Below are 21187 nucleotides of genomic sequence, written 5' to 3' on the forward strand. Positions count from 1 at the left end.
AACAAATAAAAATGACAACAGTAACACAAAACATTCAGCAAAAACTCAGCGACAGCAAGGCTGCCCGCTGGACCGCCATGGCGATTGTTTCGTTCACCATGATGTGCGGTTATTTCATTACCGACGTAATGGCTCCTTTGGAAACTCTGCTTACCCAATCTGTTGCAGAAGGCGGACTGGGCTGGACCAGCGCCGAATATGGTTTCTTCTCCGGAGCCTACGGTTATATCAACGTATTCCTGCTGATGCTCTTCTTCGGAGGTATCATTCTGGATAAGATGGGCGTGCGCTTCACCGGTGTGATGAGTAGCATTCTGATGCTCACCGGAGCGGCCATCAAATGGTATGCGGTATCCCATACTTTCGGCGATGCCACTTTGTTTAACATGCCACTGCAAGTAGCTCTCGCCTCTCTGGGCTTCGCCATCTTCGGTTGCGGTATGGAGATCACTGGTATCACCGCTTCCAAGGTTATCGCCAAATGGTTTACCGGTCATGAACTGGCGCTGGCCATGGGTCTGCAGGTTGCCATGGCACGTATCGGAACCGCTGCCGCACTGGCATGCAGTCTGCCATTAGCCAATGCCTACAGCATCTCCACTCCGATTCTTTTGGGTGTCGTATGCATCTGTGTAGGCTTCCTGGTATATTTGGTATACTGCGTCATGGACCGCAAGTTCGACCAGTCAGTACAGTCATCGGGAGTTGAAGAAAACGAAGAAGGTTTCCAGATGAGCGATTTGAAAGTAATCTTCAGCAACAAAGGTTTCTGGTTGATTACCCTGCTCTGCCTGATGTTTTATGCCGGTGTGTTCCCATTCCTGAAATTCGCGACTAAGATCATGGTTCATAAATATCATGTAGATCAGGATTTGGCCGGTATGATTCCTGCCATGCTGCCATTCGGAACCATCCTGCTCACTCCGCTGTTCGGTTCTATCTACGACCGTATCGGTAAGGGTGCCACACTGATGATTATCGGTTCAGCCCTGCTGACTCTGGTACACGTACTCTTCGCCCTACCGATTCTGAACGTATGGTGGTTTGCCATCATCGTGATGATTCTGTTGGGTATTGCCTTCTCATTGGTACCATCAGCCATGTGGCCTTCGGTGCCGAAAATCATTCCGATGAAGCAGTTAGGTTCTGCCTATGCCATCATTTTCTACATTCAGAACATCGGTCTGTCTATGGTTCCGGTACTGATCGGTTGGGTTATCGAGAAGTATGCCACCATCCAGACTGCCGAGGGCGTTACTTATGACTACACCCTGCCGATGGTTATCTTTGCCGTATTCGGCTTCATTGCTATCCTGATCGCCATGATGCTGAAGAAAGAAGACGGCATCAAGAACTATGGACTTGAAAAGAGCAACATTCAGAAATAATGCTCTGAATCTGTTTTTACTCACCCGTCCGTAACAGATTACTGACGGGTGAGTAAAAGATTACTGCCCTGAAAGTAATACACAATCATCGGGGCATAATAAAGGGGATATCAAAACAAAAACGACTATTCCCCATAATTACAGATTGTAACAATAATATTAGAAAGGGCCGTATCAAACTCTATATGGAGCAATGATACGGCCCTTTCTTTAGTCTTTTAAGGTACTCAGTTTTCAAATTATAGGTTCATATCTTCAAAAAATGGATTTTGATGATCCTGCTTTTGGAAATAGTCATTATTATTTTACTTCCCCTCTTTCTTCATTAAACCTGAAAGCAAATATAAAACAAGAAAAGGCAAATATAAATGAACGGTTTCTCAGAAAAAAGACGGATTTTTGTAAATACAATCTATTCAAAAATCCTCTAAAACCAGAATCATGAAAAATTACCCTTTCCCATCTAAAAGAAATTTTCTCATCGCCGCATTCTGCCTTTGCGGACTGACCGGTATACAAGCCCAAAACGAAACAATAAACGAAGAGACAACTGCGGAATTTAAACAAAGGATGGAATGGTTCACCGACGCCAAATTCGGTATGTTCATCCATCTGGGACTCTACAGTTCTCTAGGCGGAGAATATCAGGGCAAGCAGGCCGAAGGCTATGCCGAATGGATTCAATCTACCCTGGACATTCCTTCTGCCGAATATGCCCTTCTGGCCAACAGTTGGAATCCCCGAAATTTTGACGCGGATTTAATTGCACGTACTGCCAAGAAAGCCGGTATGAAATATATCGTAATCACCACCAAGCACCACGAAGGTTTCTGTCTGTGGAACTCCCGATATACGGATTTTGACATCGCATCCACTCCCATGAAGAGACGCGACATTCTGAAAGAACTGTCCAAAGCCTGCAAGAAACAGGGCATCCGTTTCGGTACTTACTACAGCATCATCGACTGGCACCATCCGTCGCAAGAAAGAAACAGCAAGGGCAAGGATGCTTGGGGACGATGGGCACAAATCAGCATGAAACCGGGACAGAAAGCCGAATACGTCCAATACATGAAACAACAGATCAAGGAACTGATCGACCGGTATGATACCGACATCCTTTGGTTCGATGCCGACTGGGTGGACTGGTGGACCTTGGAGGACGGCAAAGAGCTGTATCAGTATATCCGTTCCTTAAAACCTTCCATTCTGATCAACAACCGGGTGGCCAAGAGAGCGATCTTTAAGAAAGATTTCGGAACTCCGGAACAGGAACATCCCGGAAAATCGCAGGATCACTACTGGGAAGCCTGCTATACGCTCAATGAATCCTGGGGATACAAGAAACAGGATCATCAGTGGAAAGATGCGCAAACCGTGGTCAACAAGCTCCAAGACATCAATACCAAAGGTGGAAACCTGCTCTTGAATATCGGACCGGACGGAGATGGCAATGTTCCGCAAGAGTCTTTGGACATACTGAATGAAGTAGGAAAAATACGTAACAACGGAAATACATTCGCCAGTAGCAACGATACGGAGTATTCAACAGCACTTCGTAAGGCATCGGATTGAAAGAAGCTTTCAACAAGGTGAAGAAACATAGAAAACGCTATGATGGCAACCCTGTATTCTATTTAAGAGGAGACTTCTCATACTGGAGCAAGTTCTCCGACTTATCAAGCCGGAATTTTCTGACTGTACTTGCAAAAACAGGAAAGAGTCGTATTCAGCCCATGAAGCCAGAATACGACTCTTTCTTTTGTTTTATTATTTCGTAGGGGACATTCTCTTCTCCTTTTCAATAAGCAGTTTCAACTCTTGTACCTTATCCGGATATTTTTCTGCGACATTTGTTTTTTCGCCAATATCATCCTTCAGATAATAGAGTTCTCCGAGTGCCTTTTGCGGATTGTTTTTTGATTTACGTCCATGCGGCATAATATATTTCCATTCTCCAGTCATTACAGCCAGCGTTCCGGCTGATTCAATGACATAATCACGTCCTTTCTTGTCCTTTCCCAGCAGAGCCTTCAGCTGATTTGAACTATCATCAGCAGCGCCTGCCGGAACTTTTTCTCCTACAAGGGAAGCCATAGAGGCAAACAAGTCGATGTGAGAAACAAGAGCTTTGGATACCCCGGATTTTATATGCTTGGGCCAGGATACGATGAAAGGAACTCGTGTTCCGGCTTCATAGATGGTATATTTGGTTCCACGGTAATCTCCCCAAGGTCTGTGATTGCCCAATAACTCCTTGGCCTGATCCTTATAGCCATCATCCACAATCGGACCATTGTCACTGGTCAACACAATCAACGTATTGTCCAACAGCCCCTGTTTTGACAAAGCCTCGACAATCTCACCGACCGTCCAGTCAAACTGCAAAATAGCATCACCCCGATATCCCATCTTACTTTTCCCTCTGAAACGTTTATGCGGGAAACGGGGAACGTGAATATCATTCGTTCCCACATACAGGAAAAACGGTTCCCGACTATGCTTCTCGATGAACTCCACAGCCTTGGCTGTAATCGTGTCGGCAATGTTTTCATCCTTCCATAGTGCCTTGCCTCCACCCTTCATGAATCCGATACGTGAAATGCCATTCACAATAGCCTGATCGTGTCCGAATGAAGGATGCAGGTTCGTCAGAAGTTCGGGATGATCTTTTCCCAAAGGTTCACCGGGAAATGGAGTCTTGTAACTGACATAGATAGGATGTTGCGGGTCATAATTCGCCACTTTCTGATTTTCAATCCAGACGCAGGGAACACGGTCTCCCGTTGCTGCCATGAGATAAGAATAATCAAATCCGATATCCTGAGGTCCCGGAGTTATCTGTCCGTTCCAGTCTTGTGTTCCGGTTTTATCCCCCAGTCCCAGATGCCACTTTCCTATGGCTCCGGTGGTATATCCCGCCGACTTAAAAATATCTGCAACCGTAGTCTGTTCCGGACGTATAATCATTCCGGCGTCACCGGGAGCGATCCCCGTATCATTCCTCCGCCAGCTGTAGCAACCCGTAAAAAGCGAATATCTTGACGGAGTACTGGTAGCCGCCACGGAATGAGCATCCGTAAAACGGAGTCCGTTACCGGCCAGACGATCTACATGAGGAGTCTGAACTGTGTTTTCGCCATAGCAACTGATATCTCCATAGCCCAAATCGTCGGCCACAATAAAGATTACATTGGGACGTTGATTATTGTCTGCCATAACAGGCAAGGCCGTAAGAGCTGTCATCCACAATGTGGTAAACAAATTCCTTTTTTTCATCTTTTCATCATTTGTCTTTTTAAGGTTAAACATTATTTTTACCTCATCCTGCTTCAATCCGCAAAGGATGCAGATAAACTCCCTCAAAAATATAAATTATTTTCCATTCCGGCACAAATATTGTTAATGAGACGGAAGATCTCCCTTAAATCAGGATTCGCCGGCCATCAACTATTCTGTTTGCCGACCTACTCTCTTAAACATTTACCCATTGCATCCGGGAAACCGTATAAACCGGATTGCTGGATTTTGAGGAAATTCTTACTTTCTTTTTTCCTTTTACATTGATGTGGACTTTCTCTACCAGCTGTTCGGTAGGTTCTACCACGATTTCATCTCCGGAATAACGTACCCGACAATTATATCCTTTCAAACTTCCGTCTTCCCTTTCCACCACAAAAGCATGGCACAGGAAAGCTTCGCCAATAAACTTGAATACCTCGTGCACATCATTGTCCTGAGTGTTGAAAAACATCATATCACTGATCATGTCTATGTATTGCTCTCCCACCACAACGGCATTGGTCTTATAATGCAAAGGCTGCAAATGGTATTGCGTTACAGAATCCGGATGGGCCGTAGGATGCGGTTCGCTGACAATGCGGGCCGGCAAATATGGATTGGCACAGAAAGACCAGCGCAAGCGGCCGGTTCGGGTATCTATCAGTTCGGCAAATGCTCCTGCCGCATTATAGCTCTCACGCAACCAGCGTTCGTTTCCCGTCAGCAGGTAGAGATAATAGGTAGCATAAGCTCTCCAGGCGCTCCATCCGTGAGGAGAATTCATGAAGTTGGGCACCATCAGCACATCGTACTGTGATTCCCAGAATCTCAATGTGCCTCCCCGCTGTCGTCCGTCGGGTATCAGCAGCTGAGTCAGACAGTCATGTCCTTCAAGCATATACAAGGCCTCTTTCACGTATTTATCCCGTTGTGCTTTCACTTCGTCCTGCAAACCCAGATAGGCAATCTGAAGCGCCGTACAGGAGATCATGCCGTCCTCATACGTCATCTCGCCCTCAGTCTGCACATTACCGTGCAGCGAAACCAGATGATCTATGGCACTCTTGGCAGAAGCAAAATGCTTTTTGTAGTTCTTATGCCATTGACGGTCCGTCTTGCCCAGTTCCTTTTCCACCAAAGCCAGGTCCAACATACTTTTGGCTACATAGATCACACTGGTATAGAGCGTTCCCTTTGGTTCATTTTTGTCCAGACTCAGATGATTTCGGAACGAACCGTCGTTTCTCTGGGCATGGGCAATGAGCCAATCGGCCAGTCGGGCCGCCTTTTTCAAATCCTCTTCATTCCGATAGGCTTTATATTTCAGAACCAACAAATCAATCGTGCCGCTGGTATTCTGAATGCGGTAAGGAATTATTTGAGGAACATCGTCCTGATGCAGCAAATGATACAAATCCTCAAACCGTTTGGCATGCTTCCGGTCCAAAGCCTCATCCGGCAAATAGCGGGCCGCTATAAAGGCCGACATATATCCGTACCACGACTCTATATGAGTGGTTGCCTTTTGCGGACAGCGCTCCGCCTCACTGCGTGCCCGATCCAGATACCAGCCCCAGGGATGGCGCACGGTGATTATGGCCTCCGACATTTTTCCGTCGGCATTTCTACACTGTAAGGTATCATACCCCGGTTTCTCCGCAACAAAATCATAGGTCCAATAACCGGCGGACTGCTCTTTCATGCAAATCGGCTTGCCGTTCAAGCTGACTGTGGGTTCCGAAGACGAATAAAGTCCGATACGAGTCTGTTCTCCCACGGCGCACGATGTTTGCGGAAGATCCCAATAAGCCGCTCCGGTATTTTTCTGAACAACATCCTTTAATTGTTTGAGGTCCTGAACCGGTGTAATAAACAGCCGCCAGGAAAAGGACTGTCCCGGAAAGAGCTGGTACAAATCCTGAGGAGCTCTTTTCGGCAAAGGCAAGGCATTAATAAAGTCAATGTTCACTCCTTCAATCCGATGTCCACCCCAATAATAAGGTTTCTGTTCCTTGCTGCCGGCACTGTTCGAACTGTTATAATCCAGACTCCAGGAAGCCACCGGATCGGGTGAAGACAAAGCTATGATTTTCCGTTTGGGACTCATCAGATAGCCCCAGAAATGTGTTTTCTCGTTTCTCAATAAAGTCGGGAAGTAAGCATCCAACCAATCGGGAAACTTATCCATATAAGTATCTATGCCCAGTTTCAATCCCGCCTTCAGAGGCTGCTCCAAAGTACTTCCCATATTTTTTATCGTTACATCCAAAGCCATCTGTCCGTCAATGGAACGATAGATCAAAGTACATTGCAGATTTCCGATTACAGATTCGAAAGAGTGATCGTCTTTTCTTTTCCAAACACCCTGCTTCTCATTCTGCAATACATGATTCAGCGCATCATAACGTTGGGAACTGACATAAAAAACCGGTCCGGACTTCTGATGCCGACTGAAAGGAATCGTATCATTCCCGTCCGCACCCGATACGACCATATAATTGATGGTTCCATTGGGATTCAAATAGGTTTTCCAGGTATCTCCTTGCAAATCCGCATGATCTGCGTGCAAAAAAGAGAAAGGCAAACAAGCCCCTAAGGCTAACAATAAAATTTTCCGTTTATTCATCTTATCCAAATTAATCATTAGGTATTATCTCATTTAAAATTAACTTCCCGGTATTTTTGTGTGTATTCACTGACAAAAATAATACAAAACAGCAAGAAAAGCATATAAGAAATGTCCAATAAAGCCATACAAACGTCCAACAATTGTATTTGGGAGCAATTTATTCAGCCCATCGCATCATCACATTTTATTTTCAAGATGTAAATTATAAAATAAGGTTTCATTTATACAAATAATGCAAACACAAACACAAATAACATTCGGAAACCAGTAAATTAGTAGAAATTTTTAAAAACCGTATAACCTATAAATGATAATTATGAAAACAACAATCAGAAAACTTTTTGTTTTAGGACTTCTTTTCAGTCTTTGTTTCTCTGTTTTTGCCTCTGAAAAAATAATTAAGGTTGCCTGCGTGGGCAACAGCATCACCTTTGGGGCAGGCATTGCCAATCGCGAAAAGAACAGTTATCCAGCCCAACTGCAATACTATCTGGGCGAGGAGTTCGAAGTCCGGAATTTTGGAGTGTCCGGCACAACAGCCCTGTCCTCCGGCGACTATCCTTACGTAAAGACCGCGGCCTTCAAGCAGTCATTGGACTATCTTCCGGATATCGTGCTCATCAAACTGGGTACCAATGATACCAAACCACAAAACTGGTGCCATAAAAACAATTTTCACAACGACTATCAGGCTCTTATCGATGCTTATCAGAAACTGGCTTCCAAGCCCCGGGTCATTCTGCTGACACCTGTGCGTTGTTTTCTGGACAACTGCACCGGAATATGTCCTCAAACCATAGAAAAGGAGATTCACTCGCTTGTAGAAACACTTGCCTGGGAAAACCGGCTGGAAATCATCGACCTGTTCCGTCTGTTCGGCAACAGCTGGAACTCGGTACTCATGCCGGACAAACTGCACCCATCGGCCATCGGTGCCGGCATGATGGCACAAAAAATAGGCGACTATCTGTTGCAGAAGCCAACCGAAAAGACCAAGGAACCGGCATTGGGCAATCAGGCTACTCCATTCAATTTCCACGGCTTTCAAGGAATGGACTTTCAGATAAACGGCATTTCCTGCAAACTGGTGCGTCCTTATATCGAAGCCGAAGGAAGGCCGTGGGTGCTGCGTGCCCGCTTTTGGGGACATGAACCTCAGACGGATGTTGCCTTGCTGGAACAGGGTTTTCACATTGCCTATTGCGATGTAGCCGACCTTTACGGTTCTGAAGAGGCCATAAAGCGGTGGGATGACTTCTACAAATTCATGAAACGCCAGGGATTCCACCGGAAAGTTGTTCTGGAAGGTATGAGCCGTGGCGGACTGATCGTTTACAACTGGGCCGCACGGAACCCGAAAAAAGTGGCCTGCATCTATGCGGATGCTCCCGTGATGGATCTGAAAAGCTGGCCTATGGGCAACGGTAAAGGTGCCGGATCAAAAGCGGACACGGAAAATATGCTGAAGGCTTATCACTTCAAAAGCCGGGAAGAAGCACTGGCCTGGAAAGGCAATCCACTGGATCATGCCCGGACTCTAGCCAAAGCAAAGATTCCAATTCTTCATGTGGTCGGCGATGCGGACCAGGTTGTTCCGGTTCAGGAGAACACCACTCCGTTTGAAACGCTTATGGCCCAATATAACCATCCGATAAAGGTGATCCATAAACCGGGAGTAGACCATCATCCGCATTCTCTATACAATCCGGAGCCTATTGTCCGCTTTGTCCTGTCGGCCTTCGGACGCACCCAGAATGCCTGTGTCAAGGCCATACCGGGAAATGAATACCGGTCGGGAGCCGGCTGGAAAGAAGGTGCCGAGTGGCACTCTGTAGCAGAGGAAATAGAAAGCTGCCTCAACAACCGAAACTTAAAACTGTTGCTGTTGGGCAACTCCATTACACAAGGATGGGGCGGAAACCGCAGTCTGGTTACCTACCGGCCGGGAAAGGCAATGATGGACAAAGTCTTGGGCGAAAATGTATGGGAAACAGCTGGAATATCGGGCGACCGTACCCAGAACCTGTTATGGCGAATCCGATATGGAAACTACAACCGTTGCCATCCGGAGAATGTGGTCATTGCCATCGGAGTGAATAATCTGATTCATGGAGATAACGGTGAAGACACAGCCGAAGGAATCATCGCTGTGGCTCAGGAAGCAGTCCGTCAGTTCCCGGACTCCAGAATATTCGTACTCGGTCTCTTCCCGGTAGGCCGAGAAGCCCAGAATCCGGTTCGCATCCAATATAATAAGACACACGAAATCCTGAACCGGCACAAATGGAAAGGAGTCACCTATATCAACCCTACTTCCTGGTTTACCGACAATCAGGGAAACATTCGGGAAGGACTTTACAGTGGGGATTATATCCACTTCACGGAAAAAGGCTATCAGGTAGCAGCCGAAAAGATCAAAGAACTGATACAGTCCCGATAATGTAAATTCCAAACATAAAAGAGCCTTATCAAACTCCTTATGAGAGTTATGATAAGGCTCTTATTCATCATAGATTTCAACAAACAAGTTCGTGTCTATAAATTCATTCTTTACCACACAGGCAAGTTAAACGCGTCTATTTCCGCATCCACATGCTCGGTACGGAAGATTTCCAGTACCTTCTTCACTAGTTCGGGATGCTGTTCGGCTACATCGTGCTGCTCGCGAGGGTCTGATTCCAAATCATACAACTCAATCTTTCGTCCTCCCTTACGGATATTCTTGACAAAAGCCTTCCATTTGCCCATACGCACTGCCTTCTGTCCACCGGCTTCGGGATATTCCCAATACAGATATTCATGCTTCTTCTGCTTGCGGTTCTTTCCCAACAGGGTCGGCAGGATGCTGATACCATCGGTTTCCGGAGCTTTTACACCGGCCAGATCACACATGGTGGGCATGATGTCCCAGAATGCGCACAACAGATCCGAAGTGGTTCCTGCCGGAATCTTTCCGGGCCAGGACGCAATCATCGGCACCCGGATGCCTCCTTCACGAAGAGAAGCCTTTCCCCATCCCGCCTCGCTCTTGAACGGACGGGCACTGTCGAAGAACGGAGAGTCGGAACCGCCGTTAAAGGTTGGTCCGTTGTCACTGGTAAAGATAATCAGCGTGTTCTCATAAATGCCCAAATCCTTGAGCTGTTGCACAAGGATACCGATCTGTTCGTCCCAATAGCTGATCATGGCCGCATAGGTAGCATGCGGATAACGACAGGGGAAATAACCTTGATTTCCGGTATAAGGTTTCTCATCTCCGAACTTGTCTACATAATATTTCACCCATTTCTCAGGAGCCTGCAAAGGCACATGCGGCATCGGATTGGTCCAGAACAGGGCAAACGGCTCGTCCTTGGAGCGCTCCACAAAGTCCTGAATCTCCCGGAACATCAGGTCGGGCGCAAAATCGTTCTGCATATACTTGGCATAGCTGGCTTCGCTTCTCGGATCGGCTCCCTTATCCAACTTGGTGCCCGGAGCCAGCAGTTTGTTATCCAAATATTCCCGGCATTCATTGCGGTAAAGGAAAGGAGGGAAATAAGTATGCGCCTGACGCTGACAATTGTAGCCGTAGAAGAAATCAAAGCCCATCTTGTTGGGAGTGCTCACCGAACCCGGATAACCCAATCCCCATTTTCCGATACAGGCTGTTGTATATCCTCCTTCTTTCAACTTTCGCGGAATCATAACCGTTTGGGCCGGAAGCGGACGCTGTCCTTCCAAAGAGGAATCCGCCAACATAGCCTCATGACTCCACACATTACCACGTGAAGCCACCTCATCGTTTCCGCGGATATAGGCATGACCGGTGTGCAGTCCGGTGAGCAGCACACAACGTGAAGGGGCCGAGACGGCCTGTCCCGAATAATGATTCGTAAAACGCATACCTTCCCGGGCCAGACGGTCCAGATTAGGTGTTTCTATTTGTTGTTGTCCATAACTTCCCAAGTCGCCATATCCCAAATCATCGGCCAGAATATAAATGATGTTCGGTTTGTCTGACAACTTTCCGGGTTCTTCGCATAAAGCCAATGTCGGTTGGACCAACATAACGGACACTAATGGTAAAAACGATTTCTCTTTCATCTTTATTTTAAATTTAAATGAATACGATATTCTTGCTTCACTTCAACAGAGTCTATTTTCGGAACGACACACTCTGCCGGATTGACCTGCTTCTCAAAATATATCGGAGCATCGGCCGATTCCAGACCATGAATCCGGATGATCAACGGATCTGTATCGCTTGTCTGCCCCAAACGGTCGAGACTAACAATCCAAGGCGTACCGTCGTAATATGAATCGGCAGACAACATCCGGTTGTGATAGAGTTCTGCCACATCTCCCTTATAGTGCACATACATGCGGGTTTCTTCGGGAGTTATATTCCGGCTTGGCACTTCCACTTCATACAGAGCCAAATGCTCCCCGGCGGCATATTCTTTGGGACGGTCGCCCCGGTCAAGGCATTGAACCGGACGGTTTTGCCGGGTGATCCAGGTGCCGTCTGTATTCCAGACCATCCGTTCTCCATTCTGCATCAGAATCTCGAATTCTGCCAAAACGCCTTTCTGTTCCGGTGCGTCAAACTCCACCAGATTTTCCCCTTCGGCAACCGCAGAGGTAATCTCGCCCAAGAAATAATCCCCCATATTGCGACACGTTATTTCCTTTTGGTTCAACCGAACGGTCAAACTGTCGGCAGCCGCATAACGCACCCAGGCCTTTTCTACAGCAGAAAAAGAACGGAGCATAAAATGACGTTTTATGCCTTCACCGCCAGCAGAAGCAATCCAACGGCTGCCGGACATGGGTTCCAAGGCACGGACACGGGCCTGAATCTTCACCGGCTCGGCACTAAAATCTTTCTTCTCAAAGATGCCCTGATCAAAGAGCTCTATCTGAGCCTGTGGATTATTGTCTATCAAGGTAATGCCTTCCGAATCATAAATCAGCGACGAGGCAGTCAGAGCAACAAACTGCTTTTCTCCAATCCGCCCCTTCCAGATACGGTCGGATTCTTCCTCGGTCAACGTAATCAAACGGACCACCGAACCGTCCTTCTTCACGATTTCAATCCGACAATCTTTACCGGCCGCAATCTGATCGATAAAATAAGCATTCTTTTCTTTACGGCATTTTGCCGATTTTACCTTGACATCTTGAACATTCTGTGCATCGACAAGGAACTCGGCCGGTATGCCATCATCTTCAAAGAAGAAATAATTCATCACCCCGTTTTCATTCAACGAGCAAACGGGCTGTGCTGTTGCGTACTTCAACAAGACTCCGCCCATGTTCTGATTAAACGGCCACAGGAAATAAGTTCCGCCCGATACCTTAACCTTCTTCCGGGGCATGACCAGCATTTCGCCCGGCAGTTCCACCGAAAAGCGGACTCCACGGAAATCCTGACGCTCCCGGCGGTACAGGTAATTGGAACAGAACAGGAAACCGGAATTTCCGTTCAGGCGCACCGCCCATTGTAAATTCTGACGGTCTTGGTTGGATCTGGGCAGATAGGCAACGGCTGGGGCCAACGCGGCCCCGAAATCATTCATAAAATAGTTATATTTTCGGACTTCCTGCATCACCGTGCCCAAAGTACCCGTTTCACGGACCGGAGCCTGATAATCATAGCTGATTCTTGGACCCGATGACTGGAAAGTGTTTACTTTTCCCGTCGGATTACTTCCTCCCGTATACATGTAATAGCCCATCAGATTCACGCCACAGCCCAAACGGAGGTTAATGTTTTCACCGGCCATTTCTTCGGGTACAACGGCCCGACGATGGTAAAAGGTGGTGCTTCCCACTCCCACTTCACAGGTAAAGAACGGAGAATCATTGTTTTCGCCGCTCAGCGACTCCACTTCTCCTTCAATCTTGATGATATCCGTACCGATATTGTCCGACAAGCGGTTGTAAGTAAAAAACTCAAAGTTGGAAACCGGCATTTCGTTCTTGCCCGAAGTGGTCCAGGGAGCTTCAATATAAAAACCGGCATACGGCACAATCTCTCCTTTCGGATACTCGCTGTCCATCCAATGAGTCATCGTATACAAAGGTACATCAAACCCGATACCGACGGCCATTTTCTTCAAGGTCGTCAGATGAGGAATAATCTGCCCCCTTTTCACATATTCATTCTCCAGTTGAAGGGCCACTATAGGACCGTTGTCCTTATAGAACAGTCCCTTCACCTGCTGATACAAAGCCTGATACCAGCGCTCTACATAAGCCAGATATAACGGATGATTGGAACGGGTTTCCAGCATCCTGTTCCCAACGAGCCAATCCGGCAGACCTCCGTTTCTGATTTCGGCATTGCAATACGGTCCCACTCTCAGATGAACCTTCAAACCTACTTCCTTGCAGAGCTCGATGAAACGGCGCAAATTCAAGTGTCCCTCCCAGGACAATTCCCCTTCGCGCTCTTCGTGTAAAGACCACAGACAATAGGTTGACACAATATTAACTCCCGAGGCTTTCATTTTCAGCAAGGCATCCTTCCAATATTCGGGATTCATGCGGGCGTAGTGGAACTCACCCATAACGGGTACTTTCGCCACCCCTCCTTCTTCCAGATACAAATTATTGATCCGTATTTCCTGCCCTGCCGGTCCGGGATGCCCCATCTTCAAATAGTTGATTTCAGGCGGGACCACCTTCCTTAAATCCATCTTATATTGTGCCTGCAAGAACGGCGAAACTGTCAAGGCAAAGGCCAAAGCTGCCGCTTGTATTTTTCTTATTTTCATAGATCTATCAGTTTAAGTAACTCTTTTGTTTCTGTCTGTTCGTTTTGATAAACAAAATAACAAAAATGCTCTTTCGCATAAAATGTAATAAACAACGATACAGATGTAAAATTATATGATGTTATGATTCTGTCATTTTGATTTTCAACCTTCCTGAGAATCCGTTTTTTCTATCGGTAAAGATAGCTGACCGGAAATTCGCCAATCTGAAGGACTGTTTTCGAGAATAAGGTTTTGATTGACAGCTGTATATCTGAAAGACAAGCAACTTTCCAGATTTTCATTCTGAGGAAAAGAAAGCAGGAAAAGAAGGAATTCCGGCATTTTTTAAAAGCACCACGATGCTTTTGTAGAGTCATCGTAGTGCTTTTTTACAACTGACAGGGTGTTTTCCGAGCCTCATCGCATCTGTATGCTTTGAAGTTTGGGATCATTTTTTGCATAAATGCTGCATATATACTGTATTTATACAGATATCGCATGCATATACATGCAAAAACTTTTCCAGAACGGGATGCTGCCTTAAATGTCCCGTTTCGTGAGAACGGCCGGAATCAAGCAAATAGTAACAGAAAGCGTTGTTTTACTTTCGTTTTGTTATACCTGTTTCTGTATCTCCATCAAGACTGTACTTCCCGAAAATGGAGGCACACAAAAGGTTGCACTTCCAAAAACCTGATTCAGCCTATAGCTGAATCTTGATTTTTCCGTACACCGGAGTGACATCGATAGCCTTGCAATAATCACCCCAGGCTATTTCGGGATAATCCCAACGATTGTTCACATAAAGAATGAGTTGCTCGTCCGACTTTCTGTTCATACGGCAGGCCACCTCACCCTTCTCGGAAAGAACGGTTACCGCTGCCTTATCCCGTTTTGGAGTCACCCGATACTCATAAACATTTTCCTTCATAGCCTTGGCACTGTTGGTCAGCGGTTTCTGACTGTTGGCTCCGGCATCCGCAAAATAAAAATAATTGTAGCGGTCTTTGCTCCACGGCTGCTTCGGCTGCTTGCCATAAGCCACTTTCGGAGAATCGTACAGGCCACAGCTGCCTTCATTGCCCGACATGCTGTTTTCGGGATAAGTGGTCCAGTATCCTTTACGCTTCCAGGAAAGACGGTCCATACTGTCGGAAAGATAGAACTTGAGTCCCGCTTCGCGCAACCAGCCATTCGGCTCATTCTCGGTAACATAGTCCATATACAGAGTACCCTGCGGATCAATATGGATATTCAGGCACATACCGATCTTCAGATACTGTCCTTTAAGACGGACAATCACACTGCCGTTGCGCTCCTCATAAGTCATCTGCTCCAGTTTCCAGTCCTGATCCTGAACAATATAATTGGAAGCTTTCTCACGAACTTCAGCACCGGTCTTATGGCTGGTATTCAAATCCAGATTCAGGAAAGGCCCCTTTTGAATGACTTCACGCCCGTTGGAAGTGACTCCTTCCATCAAGCCCGTCAGTCTGTTAAACGGAATTTCAAAATGAGCGCCTTTCACAACCAGGAAGTCATTCTGCTCGACAATCTGCAAAGGTTCCGCCTTGGCAACAGATTTCTGTTCGGTTTCGGGAGTACCCAAAGTGATGCGTTCTTCATCAATCAGCAAACCTTTTTCATGATAAAAGCGGACAGTCAGCTCAGAAGCACCGTTCCAGTCAATGCCTGCCAGAGTCAGGATTCCCAAACTATGAGGAGCCACATCGGGAGCCTCAACGGAGTATGTCCGTCCATTACAGTCTACCTTTATGTTCAGCTCCTTGAGGTTTGTGTGGTCAAAACGATTGTAAATACGGAAATGAAGGTCCTGACCGGAACGGACATCGCGCACCTCTTTCTCTAACAGACGCACCGGAGAATAGGCTTTCTTCGTACTCCAGAATTCGGGCTTCTCCCGGCGCCACACATCCACAATACCCCATTCGCCATATCCCACGCAATTACCCTGATAGTCTTTCGGCTTCGCCGTACGGGCAAACTCTATCCAGTAGGAGTTGCCTTTACGGGGTTCGGGCACCATAAAGGTTTCGTCGGAATAGCCCCAAATGGCTCCTCCCAAACCGCCGGGAGCGTCAAACAGTTTCTCCCACATCTTATCCAAAGAAATGGCCCAGAATTCCCGAATGCCAGGATCGTCCTGCAAGGTGGTATAAGTATAGCAAGGCACATGAGCCCATTCATCGAAAAGGGCCGGAATGCCCTCGCCCTGAAAACCACGGGTGGACTTGCCTATCTGATTGCAGTTACCGGTATATTCGGGATAGTGCATGCTCAGAATGTCATAAACCTTCTTGTCCTTAGGTGCCGTACCGGGATAGCTGAAGATGACCGGACGCGTCGTGTCCGTAGCCTTCACCCAGTCGTAGGATTTCTGGAAATTGGTGCCGTAGACCGATTCATTGCCGATGGACCAGAAAAGAACGGACGGATGAGCCTGGAAACTGTAAACCATCTCTTCCAGCTGTTGCAGATAGCGGCGGTATAGGTCGTATCGTCCTGAGTCTTTCCCGGAGCGTAGTTCTTCTGCCGATAGGTGTCGACAAAACACAAAGCCGTTTCACACTCCACATAAATGCCCAGACGGTTGCAGAACTCCAGGAAATCCTCGGAAGGAGGATAGTGTGAGGTGCGCACAAAGTTCATATTGGACTGCTTGAAACGTAGGGCATCCAGACTGTCGAGTTCGCGGTTGGTGCTTCGTCCCAATGTGGGGTGCATATCGTGACGACAGGCTCCGCGCAGCTTCACCTGCTTGCCGTTGACCAGCATCTTGTCGCCCTGAATCTCAATCTTTCGGAATCCGATTTCACGCTTTACGGTATAACTACCCTGCTCTGATTCGATGGTCAGCTGCAACTGATACAGATTAGGGTGCTCGGCATCCCACAACACGGGATGGGCCACCTCAAAGCATTGCTCCTGCACGCCGGCAGCAGCCTGTACTTCCGGCTGACGGAGAGGAACTTCCTTGCCGTCGGGCGCTGTCAACCGATAACGTATTTTGGCGGCTCCATTGAGTTCATAACGGACACGCAGCTCGGAGCTTGTAAAATCTGTATGGAACCGGGTGTCCAGCATCAGATTGCAAATGTGGGTTTTCGGCAAGGCATAAAGCACCACATCCCGCAAAATGCCGCCAATAGGATGATGGGCATAACCGGAAGCATAGGAAATGTCCTGCAATTCATCACACACGTCCAGACGCAGACGGTGCTTCTTGCCGGGCTTTACGTATGCAGTGATATCGCGCTCCCAGCGGGTGAAACCTCCCCGATGCTCGGCAATCAGACGGTCGTCCAAGAACAGACGGGCATAGGAATAGACACCGTTAAAACGCAGAATAACGGTTTTTCCCGCAAAATTCTTCGGAATCTCAAGCTCCCGCTGATAGGTATACAGACTGTCGTACTGAATGCCATATCCCTGCATGCACAGTTCTCCGGGCACTTTTACCCGTTCCCAGGAATCCTTTTCCGAGAAACGGAATTTCCATCCGTCGTTCAACAAACGTACCGGTCGGCTCACTTCTGAGACACTTGCCGGCAAAAGATATTGTCTGACTTGCGCTCCGATGCCACAGGGCAAACAGAGAAACAAGAATGGTATGATATTTTTTTTCATCATAATTATAGTATTGATTTTAAAAGGTTTGCTTGAATGATGTCCAATTACTTCACGCGCAAGGAAACGGTTCCGCGGAGTACATCGCCTTTCTTGATCGGTTTGCGATAGGGAGCATAATGACTGCTCAGGAACATTTCATCGCCGGCTGTCACAAAATCGGCCACCAGGAAACGGGTGCATTTTCCGTCTTTCCAGGAACGCCAGTGCTGCTTGCCATCCGAAACGACCAGAACCTGCGCTCCATTCTCCTCGTTGTCCAGTCCGGCAAACCAGATATTCCGGCGGGTAGAACGGAAATCATTACTTCCCAAGGAATTGTGGTCCTTGCTCCAGGACCAGGTGGGCTCGCTACGCGGATTCTCTTTCTGAGGAACTTCCGAATAGAAACTCAATGCCTCTCCCACCGGCCGACTGATGTGGTCATCGGGATAAACAGACCATAAACCTTCTCTGCGCCAGAAGGTTTTGTCAAAACCGTCGGTTGTTGTAAAAACAACACCCCATTGACGCGGATTCAGATCCGTACCGGCCGTGAAGTCATAGTCCACCCGAATCTCGCCGTTGGCATTAATCAACATGCGATACTCTCCGGCAAAATCCTGATATTGTCCCTTTACGGTAACCAGCACGCCATCGTCCTTCTTTTCGGCGGTTACCGTTTCGGCTTTCCATCCCTTGCAGCAATCATTAAACACCGGCGTATTGGCATTATGGTTCGGATAGCATCCGCCTCCGGTCAAAGGTAAAGCCATCAGCCAGGGACCGCCCTGCAATATCGGTTTTCCCTGACAATTCAGATTCTTGATTTGTCCGTCCGCACGAGAAATTTCGCAAATGAAGTCCTCGCCGCGCACTATAAACAGGTCTTTCTTTGTCTGCAATCTGGTCTTTTCCGGCAATAAATCCGGCACCTGATTCTGTTTCTGCTCTCCAACCGGAATTAAATATTCGTCAATCACCACGCCTCGCGGATCGCGGAAAGAGAGATACAGCTGGTTTCCGGACTCTGGGTTCTGCACCTCTATATGGATCTGCCCCTTTTGCCCGGGTTGCAGTTGCGCCCGTGTTCTGCCGCATTCTGTTCCATATTTCCACTCAAGGGTCAGTTCATTGAAGTCGGTAAATGTAAACCGATTCTCGGCTTCCAGCACAAAACGGTTTGCCGGCTCCAACTTTTCCGTCAGGATTTTCACCGGCGAGAAGATTTTCTTCATGTCCCAATATTCCGGTTTCGGACGACGCCAACCGTCAATCGGTCCCCAGGCTCCATATCCCACTGCATTGCCATCGGGCAACTGGAAGATATCATCAATACCCGACCAGATGGAGCCACCCAGAACTCCGTCGGTGCGATACATATTTTCCCACATCGGCTGCAAGGCCAATGCCCAGTCACTGCGGATACCGGGGTCGGTAACCAGTTCACTGCGGTTATACACGTTCAAATGACAATACTCTCCGTAAGTCATCGGACGGCTGCTCTTGGCGGCCTCCTGATAACCGCCCGGTCCCGGATAATGGATATTGGCTATCGGAGCCGTACTACCCTGATTATTGAATCCTCCATAGGCTTGGTCATGGAATGCATACGGGCGGGTCGGATCGGCCTTACGGACATACTCGGCCACTTGCGCAAACTCCTTGTTCCAATAGGACTCATTGGCCATTGACCAGAAAAGCACGGAAGGATGATTGCGGTAGAAATGAATCGTTTCCATATTGGCCTGCAATACATAGTCATAATACTTCGGGTCCTGATAATTCAGCCTCTGCCAGTTCTCGTTGGCGTGGTGCCCTACCCAGCATACCGGTGATTCCACCTCGACCAGTAAGCCCAGTTCATCGCAATAGGAGATGAACTCTTCGGCCGGCGGATAGTGCGACGTGCGGATAAAGTTACAGTTAGCAGCCCGATAAAGCTCGGCATCCTTACGCCATTGTTCGTCGGTGAGCGAGCGTCCCAGCAACGGATGGGCCTCGTGACGGCACACACCGCGCAATTTCAAAGGTTTTCCGTTCAACAGGACACGGTTGCCCTGAACCTGTATTTCCCGAAAACCGACTTTTCGGAACAGCTGCTCCTGTTGCTGGTCTCCGGCATACAAGCTGACACGTAAACCATACAGGTTCGGATGCTCCGGATCCCATAAATCCGGTTCTTTAATCTGCATTTTCAATTCACCCTTCCAGGTTTCTCCCGCTTTTATCTCCGGCAACGCGCTTGCCGTAGCCAAAAGCTGTCCCTCTAAAGCTGCCTGCAAACGCATTCCCTTCACGGACTTCTTCGTTGTATTGGTTACAGAAAGCATCATCTTCAGAGTGGCATTCTGATACTCAGAATCCAGATCAGTCACAATCCTCAGATCGGAAATATGTACTTTAGGAACAGCAAACAGGGTTACCTTGCGGGTAATACCTCCCAACTGGTGTGCGGCATATTGGGTCAGGCTTCCCAACATGTCGGCCAGCGATTCGCTACGCACATACAACTCCAACTGATTCTTGCCTGACTTCAGGGCATCGGTAATGTTCACCTCATAGGGAGTCATTCCTCCCAGATGCCGCCCCACTTCCTGTCCGTTGAGCAACACACGGTATTCGCTGTGCACTCCGTCAAAACGAAGCATTACCTCCTGCTCTTTCCAGGATGCCGGCACTTCAAACTCACGGCGATAACGGGCAAAGGCTGCAGAATCGACCTTGAATCCCTGCATGTTCCACTGTCCGGGAACCTGTATCGGTTGCCATTCAGCTCCGGCTTCATTCTCGGAAAACTCCCACACTCCATTCAAAGAAATACGGTTTTCATATAATCCCGAAACCGCTTCGGGAATTGGAGTATACTGTGGTAGTTTGGTTTCTACATTAACTAAGGTATCTACCTGATAGGTGCGCACATTCTTCAAAGCTTCACGTGCCTCAGCACGTACCGGCTGCAATTCTTTTTTATTGGTGGAATACAACTTAATCTCCGAAATAATGGCATTAGGTCCTTTCTTCGGAGTGGCTACCAGTACAAACTGGCCGTAAGCAAAGGCATGACGGGGCAAATCGATTACCTGGCGCACTTCCTTTCCTTCCGGAATCACAATATCTTCACAGATGGGATTACCGTCGGCAATCAATTCAATAATACGCTCCTGATCTGACAAGAAAGCTATTTCCAGACGATAATCGGCCTGAATATCCATTTTATCAAAAGCATAGATGACTTTACTACCGAAATTACACGTACGCACCGTCTCACCGGCACCCGGATAAGCCGGCATGGTATAATTTTCTCCCAAAATCAGATAGGGCTGTTTGGCCGGATCACCACAATCACTGTAGGCAACCGGTACAAAATCCCGATTCTGTGCCCACAGCATCATGCCGGAACACAACAGTGTGCATAAAAAACTTGTTCTTCTCATGGCATACATTTTTTGCAAAAATAATAAGCTATAAAGAATAAAGAATGAACTTTTTTTGCAGAAACTTGTTGTATATTTGCA

The 21187-nt window shown here is 47.5% G+C and carries 10 protein-coding genes; 3 read left to right on the plus strand and 7 right to left on the minus strand.

The window, feature by feature from the left end; genetic code table 11:
- The first annotated feature begins 11 nt into the window (after nucleotides 1-11).
- Together DXA74_RS08040 and DXA74_RS08050 are read left to right on the plus strand one after the other, a co-directional pair.
- Entirely contained in the window at nucleotides 12-1388 is a 1377-nt protein-coding gene (locus tag DXA74_RS08040; RefSeq protein ID WP_118526451.1) for a nitrate/nitrite transporter, read from the plus strand.
- A gap of 441 nt (nucleotides 1389-1829) precedes the next feature.
- Nucleotides 1830-2963, plus strand: coding sequence for an alpha-L-fucosidase (locus DXA74_RS08050; RefSeq protein ID WP_118526455.1), 1134 nt, complete (start codon nucleotides 1830-1832; stop codon nucleotides 2961-2963).
- 195 nt (nucleotides 2964-3158) lie between these two features.
- Here the strand turns inward: DXA74_RS08050 and DXA74_RS08060 are convergent, their stop codons facing one another.
- Entirely contained in the window at nucleotides 3159-4667 is a 1509-nt protein-coding gene (locus DXA74_RS08060) for an arylsulfatase (RefSeq protein ID WP_118526487.1), read from the minus strand.
- A 196-nt stretch (nucleotides 4668-4863) separates the two neighbouring features.
- The gene (locus DXA74_RS08065; RefSeq protein WP_158576043.1) at nucleotides 4864-7191 is read right to left on the minus strand and encodes a hypothetical protein; all 2328 of its coding nucleotides are present in this window, start codon (nucleotides 7189-7191) and stop codon (nucleotides 4864-4866) included.
- A gap of 436 nt (nucleotides 7192-7627) precedes the next feature.
- Between DXA74_RS08065 and DXA74_RS08070 the strand changes: the two genes are divergently transcribed.
- Nucleotides 7628-9739: a GDSL-type esterase/lipase family protein gene (locus DXA74_RS08070; RefSeq protein ID WP_118526489.1), complete on the plus strand. Its 2112-nt coding sequence runs from the start codon at nucleotides 7628-7630 to the stop codon at nucleotides 9737-9739.
- 110 nt (nucleotides 9740-9849) lie between these two features.
- Here DXA74_RS08070 and DXA74_RS08075 read toward each other — a convergent pair whose 3' ends face one another.
- The 5 genes from DXA74_RS08075 to DXA74_RS08095 all read right to left on the minus strand — a co-directional run bounded on the left by DXA74_RS08075 (nucleotide 9850) and on the right by DXA74_RS08095 (nucleotide 21106).
- Nucleotides 9850-11349, minus strand: coding sequence for an arylsulfatase (locus DXA74_RS08075; protein WP_118526461.1), 1500 nt, complete (start codon nucleotides 11347-11349; stop codon nucleotides 9850-9852).
- A gap of 38 nt (nucleotides 11350-11387) precedes the next feature.
- On the minus strand, nucleotides 11388-14060 hold the full coding sequence (locus tag DXA74_RS08080; RefSeq protein ID WP_199666129.1) for a beta-galactosidase: 2673 nt from the start codon (nucleotides 14058-14060) through the stop codon (nucleotides 11388-11390).
- A gap of 685 nt (nucleotides 14061-14745) precedes the next feature.
- Nucleotides 14746-16521, minus strand: a complete 1776-nt coding sequence (locus DXA74_RS16865) for a glycoside hydrolase family 2 TIM barrel-domain containing protein (protein ID WP_255420798.1) — start codon at nucleotides 16519-16521, stop codon at nucleotides 14746-14748.
- Nucleotides 16422-17693, minus strand: coding sequence for a glycoside hydrolase family 2 protein (locus DXA74_RS16575; RefSeq protein WP_255420799.1), 1272 nt, complete (start codon nucleotides 17691-17693; stop codon nucleotides 16422-16424). Before DXA74_RS16575 ends, DXA74_RS16865 begins: the two co-directional genes overlap by 100 nt.
- Nucleotides 17694-17737: 44 nt before the next feature.
- Nucleotides 17738-21106, minus strand: coding sequence for a glycoside hydrolase family 2 protein (locus DXA74_RS08095; protein WP_118526493.1), 3369 nt, complete (start codon nucleotides 21104-21106; stop codon nucleotides 17738-17740).
- Nucleotides 21107-21187 lie beyond the last annotated feature (81 nt).

It is taken from the genome of Bacteroides sp. OF04-15BH, from assembly GCF_003477995.1.
In the GTDB taxonomy this organism is placed as follows: domain Bacteria; phylum Bacteroidota; class Bacteroidia; order Bacteroidales; family Bacteroidaceae; genus Paraprevotella.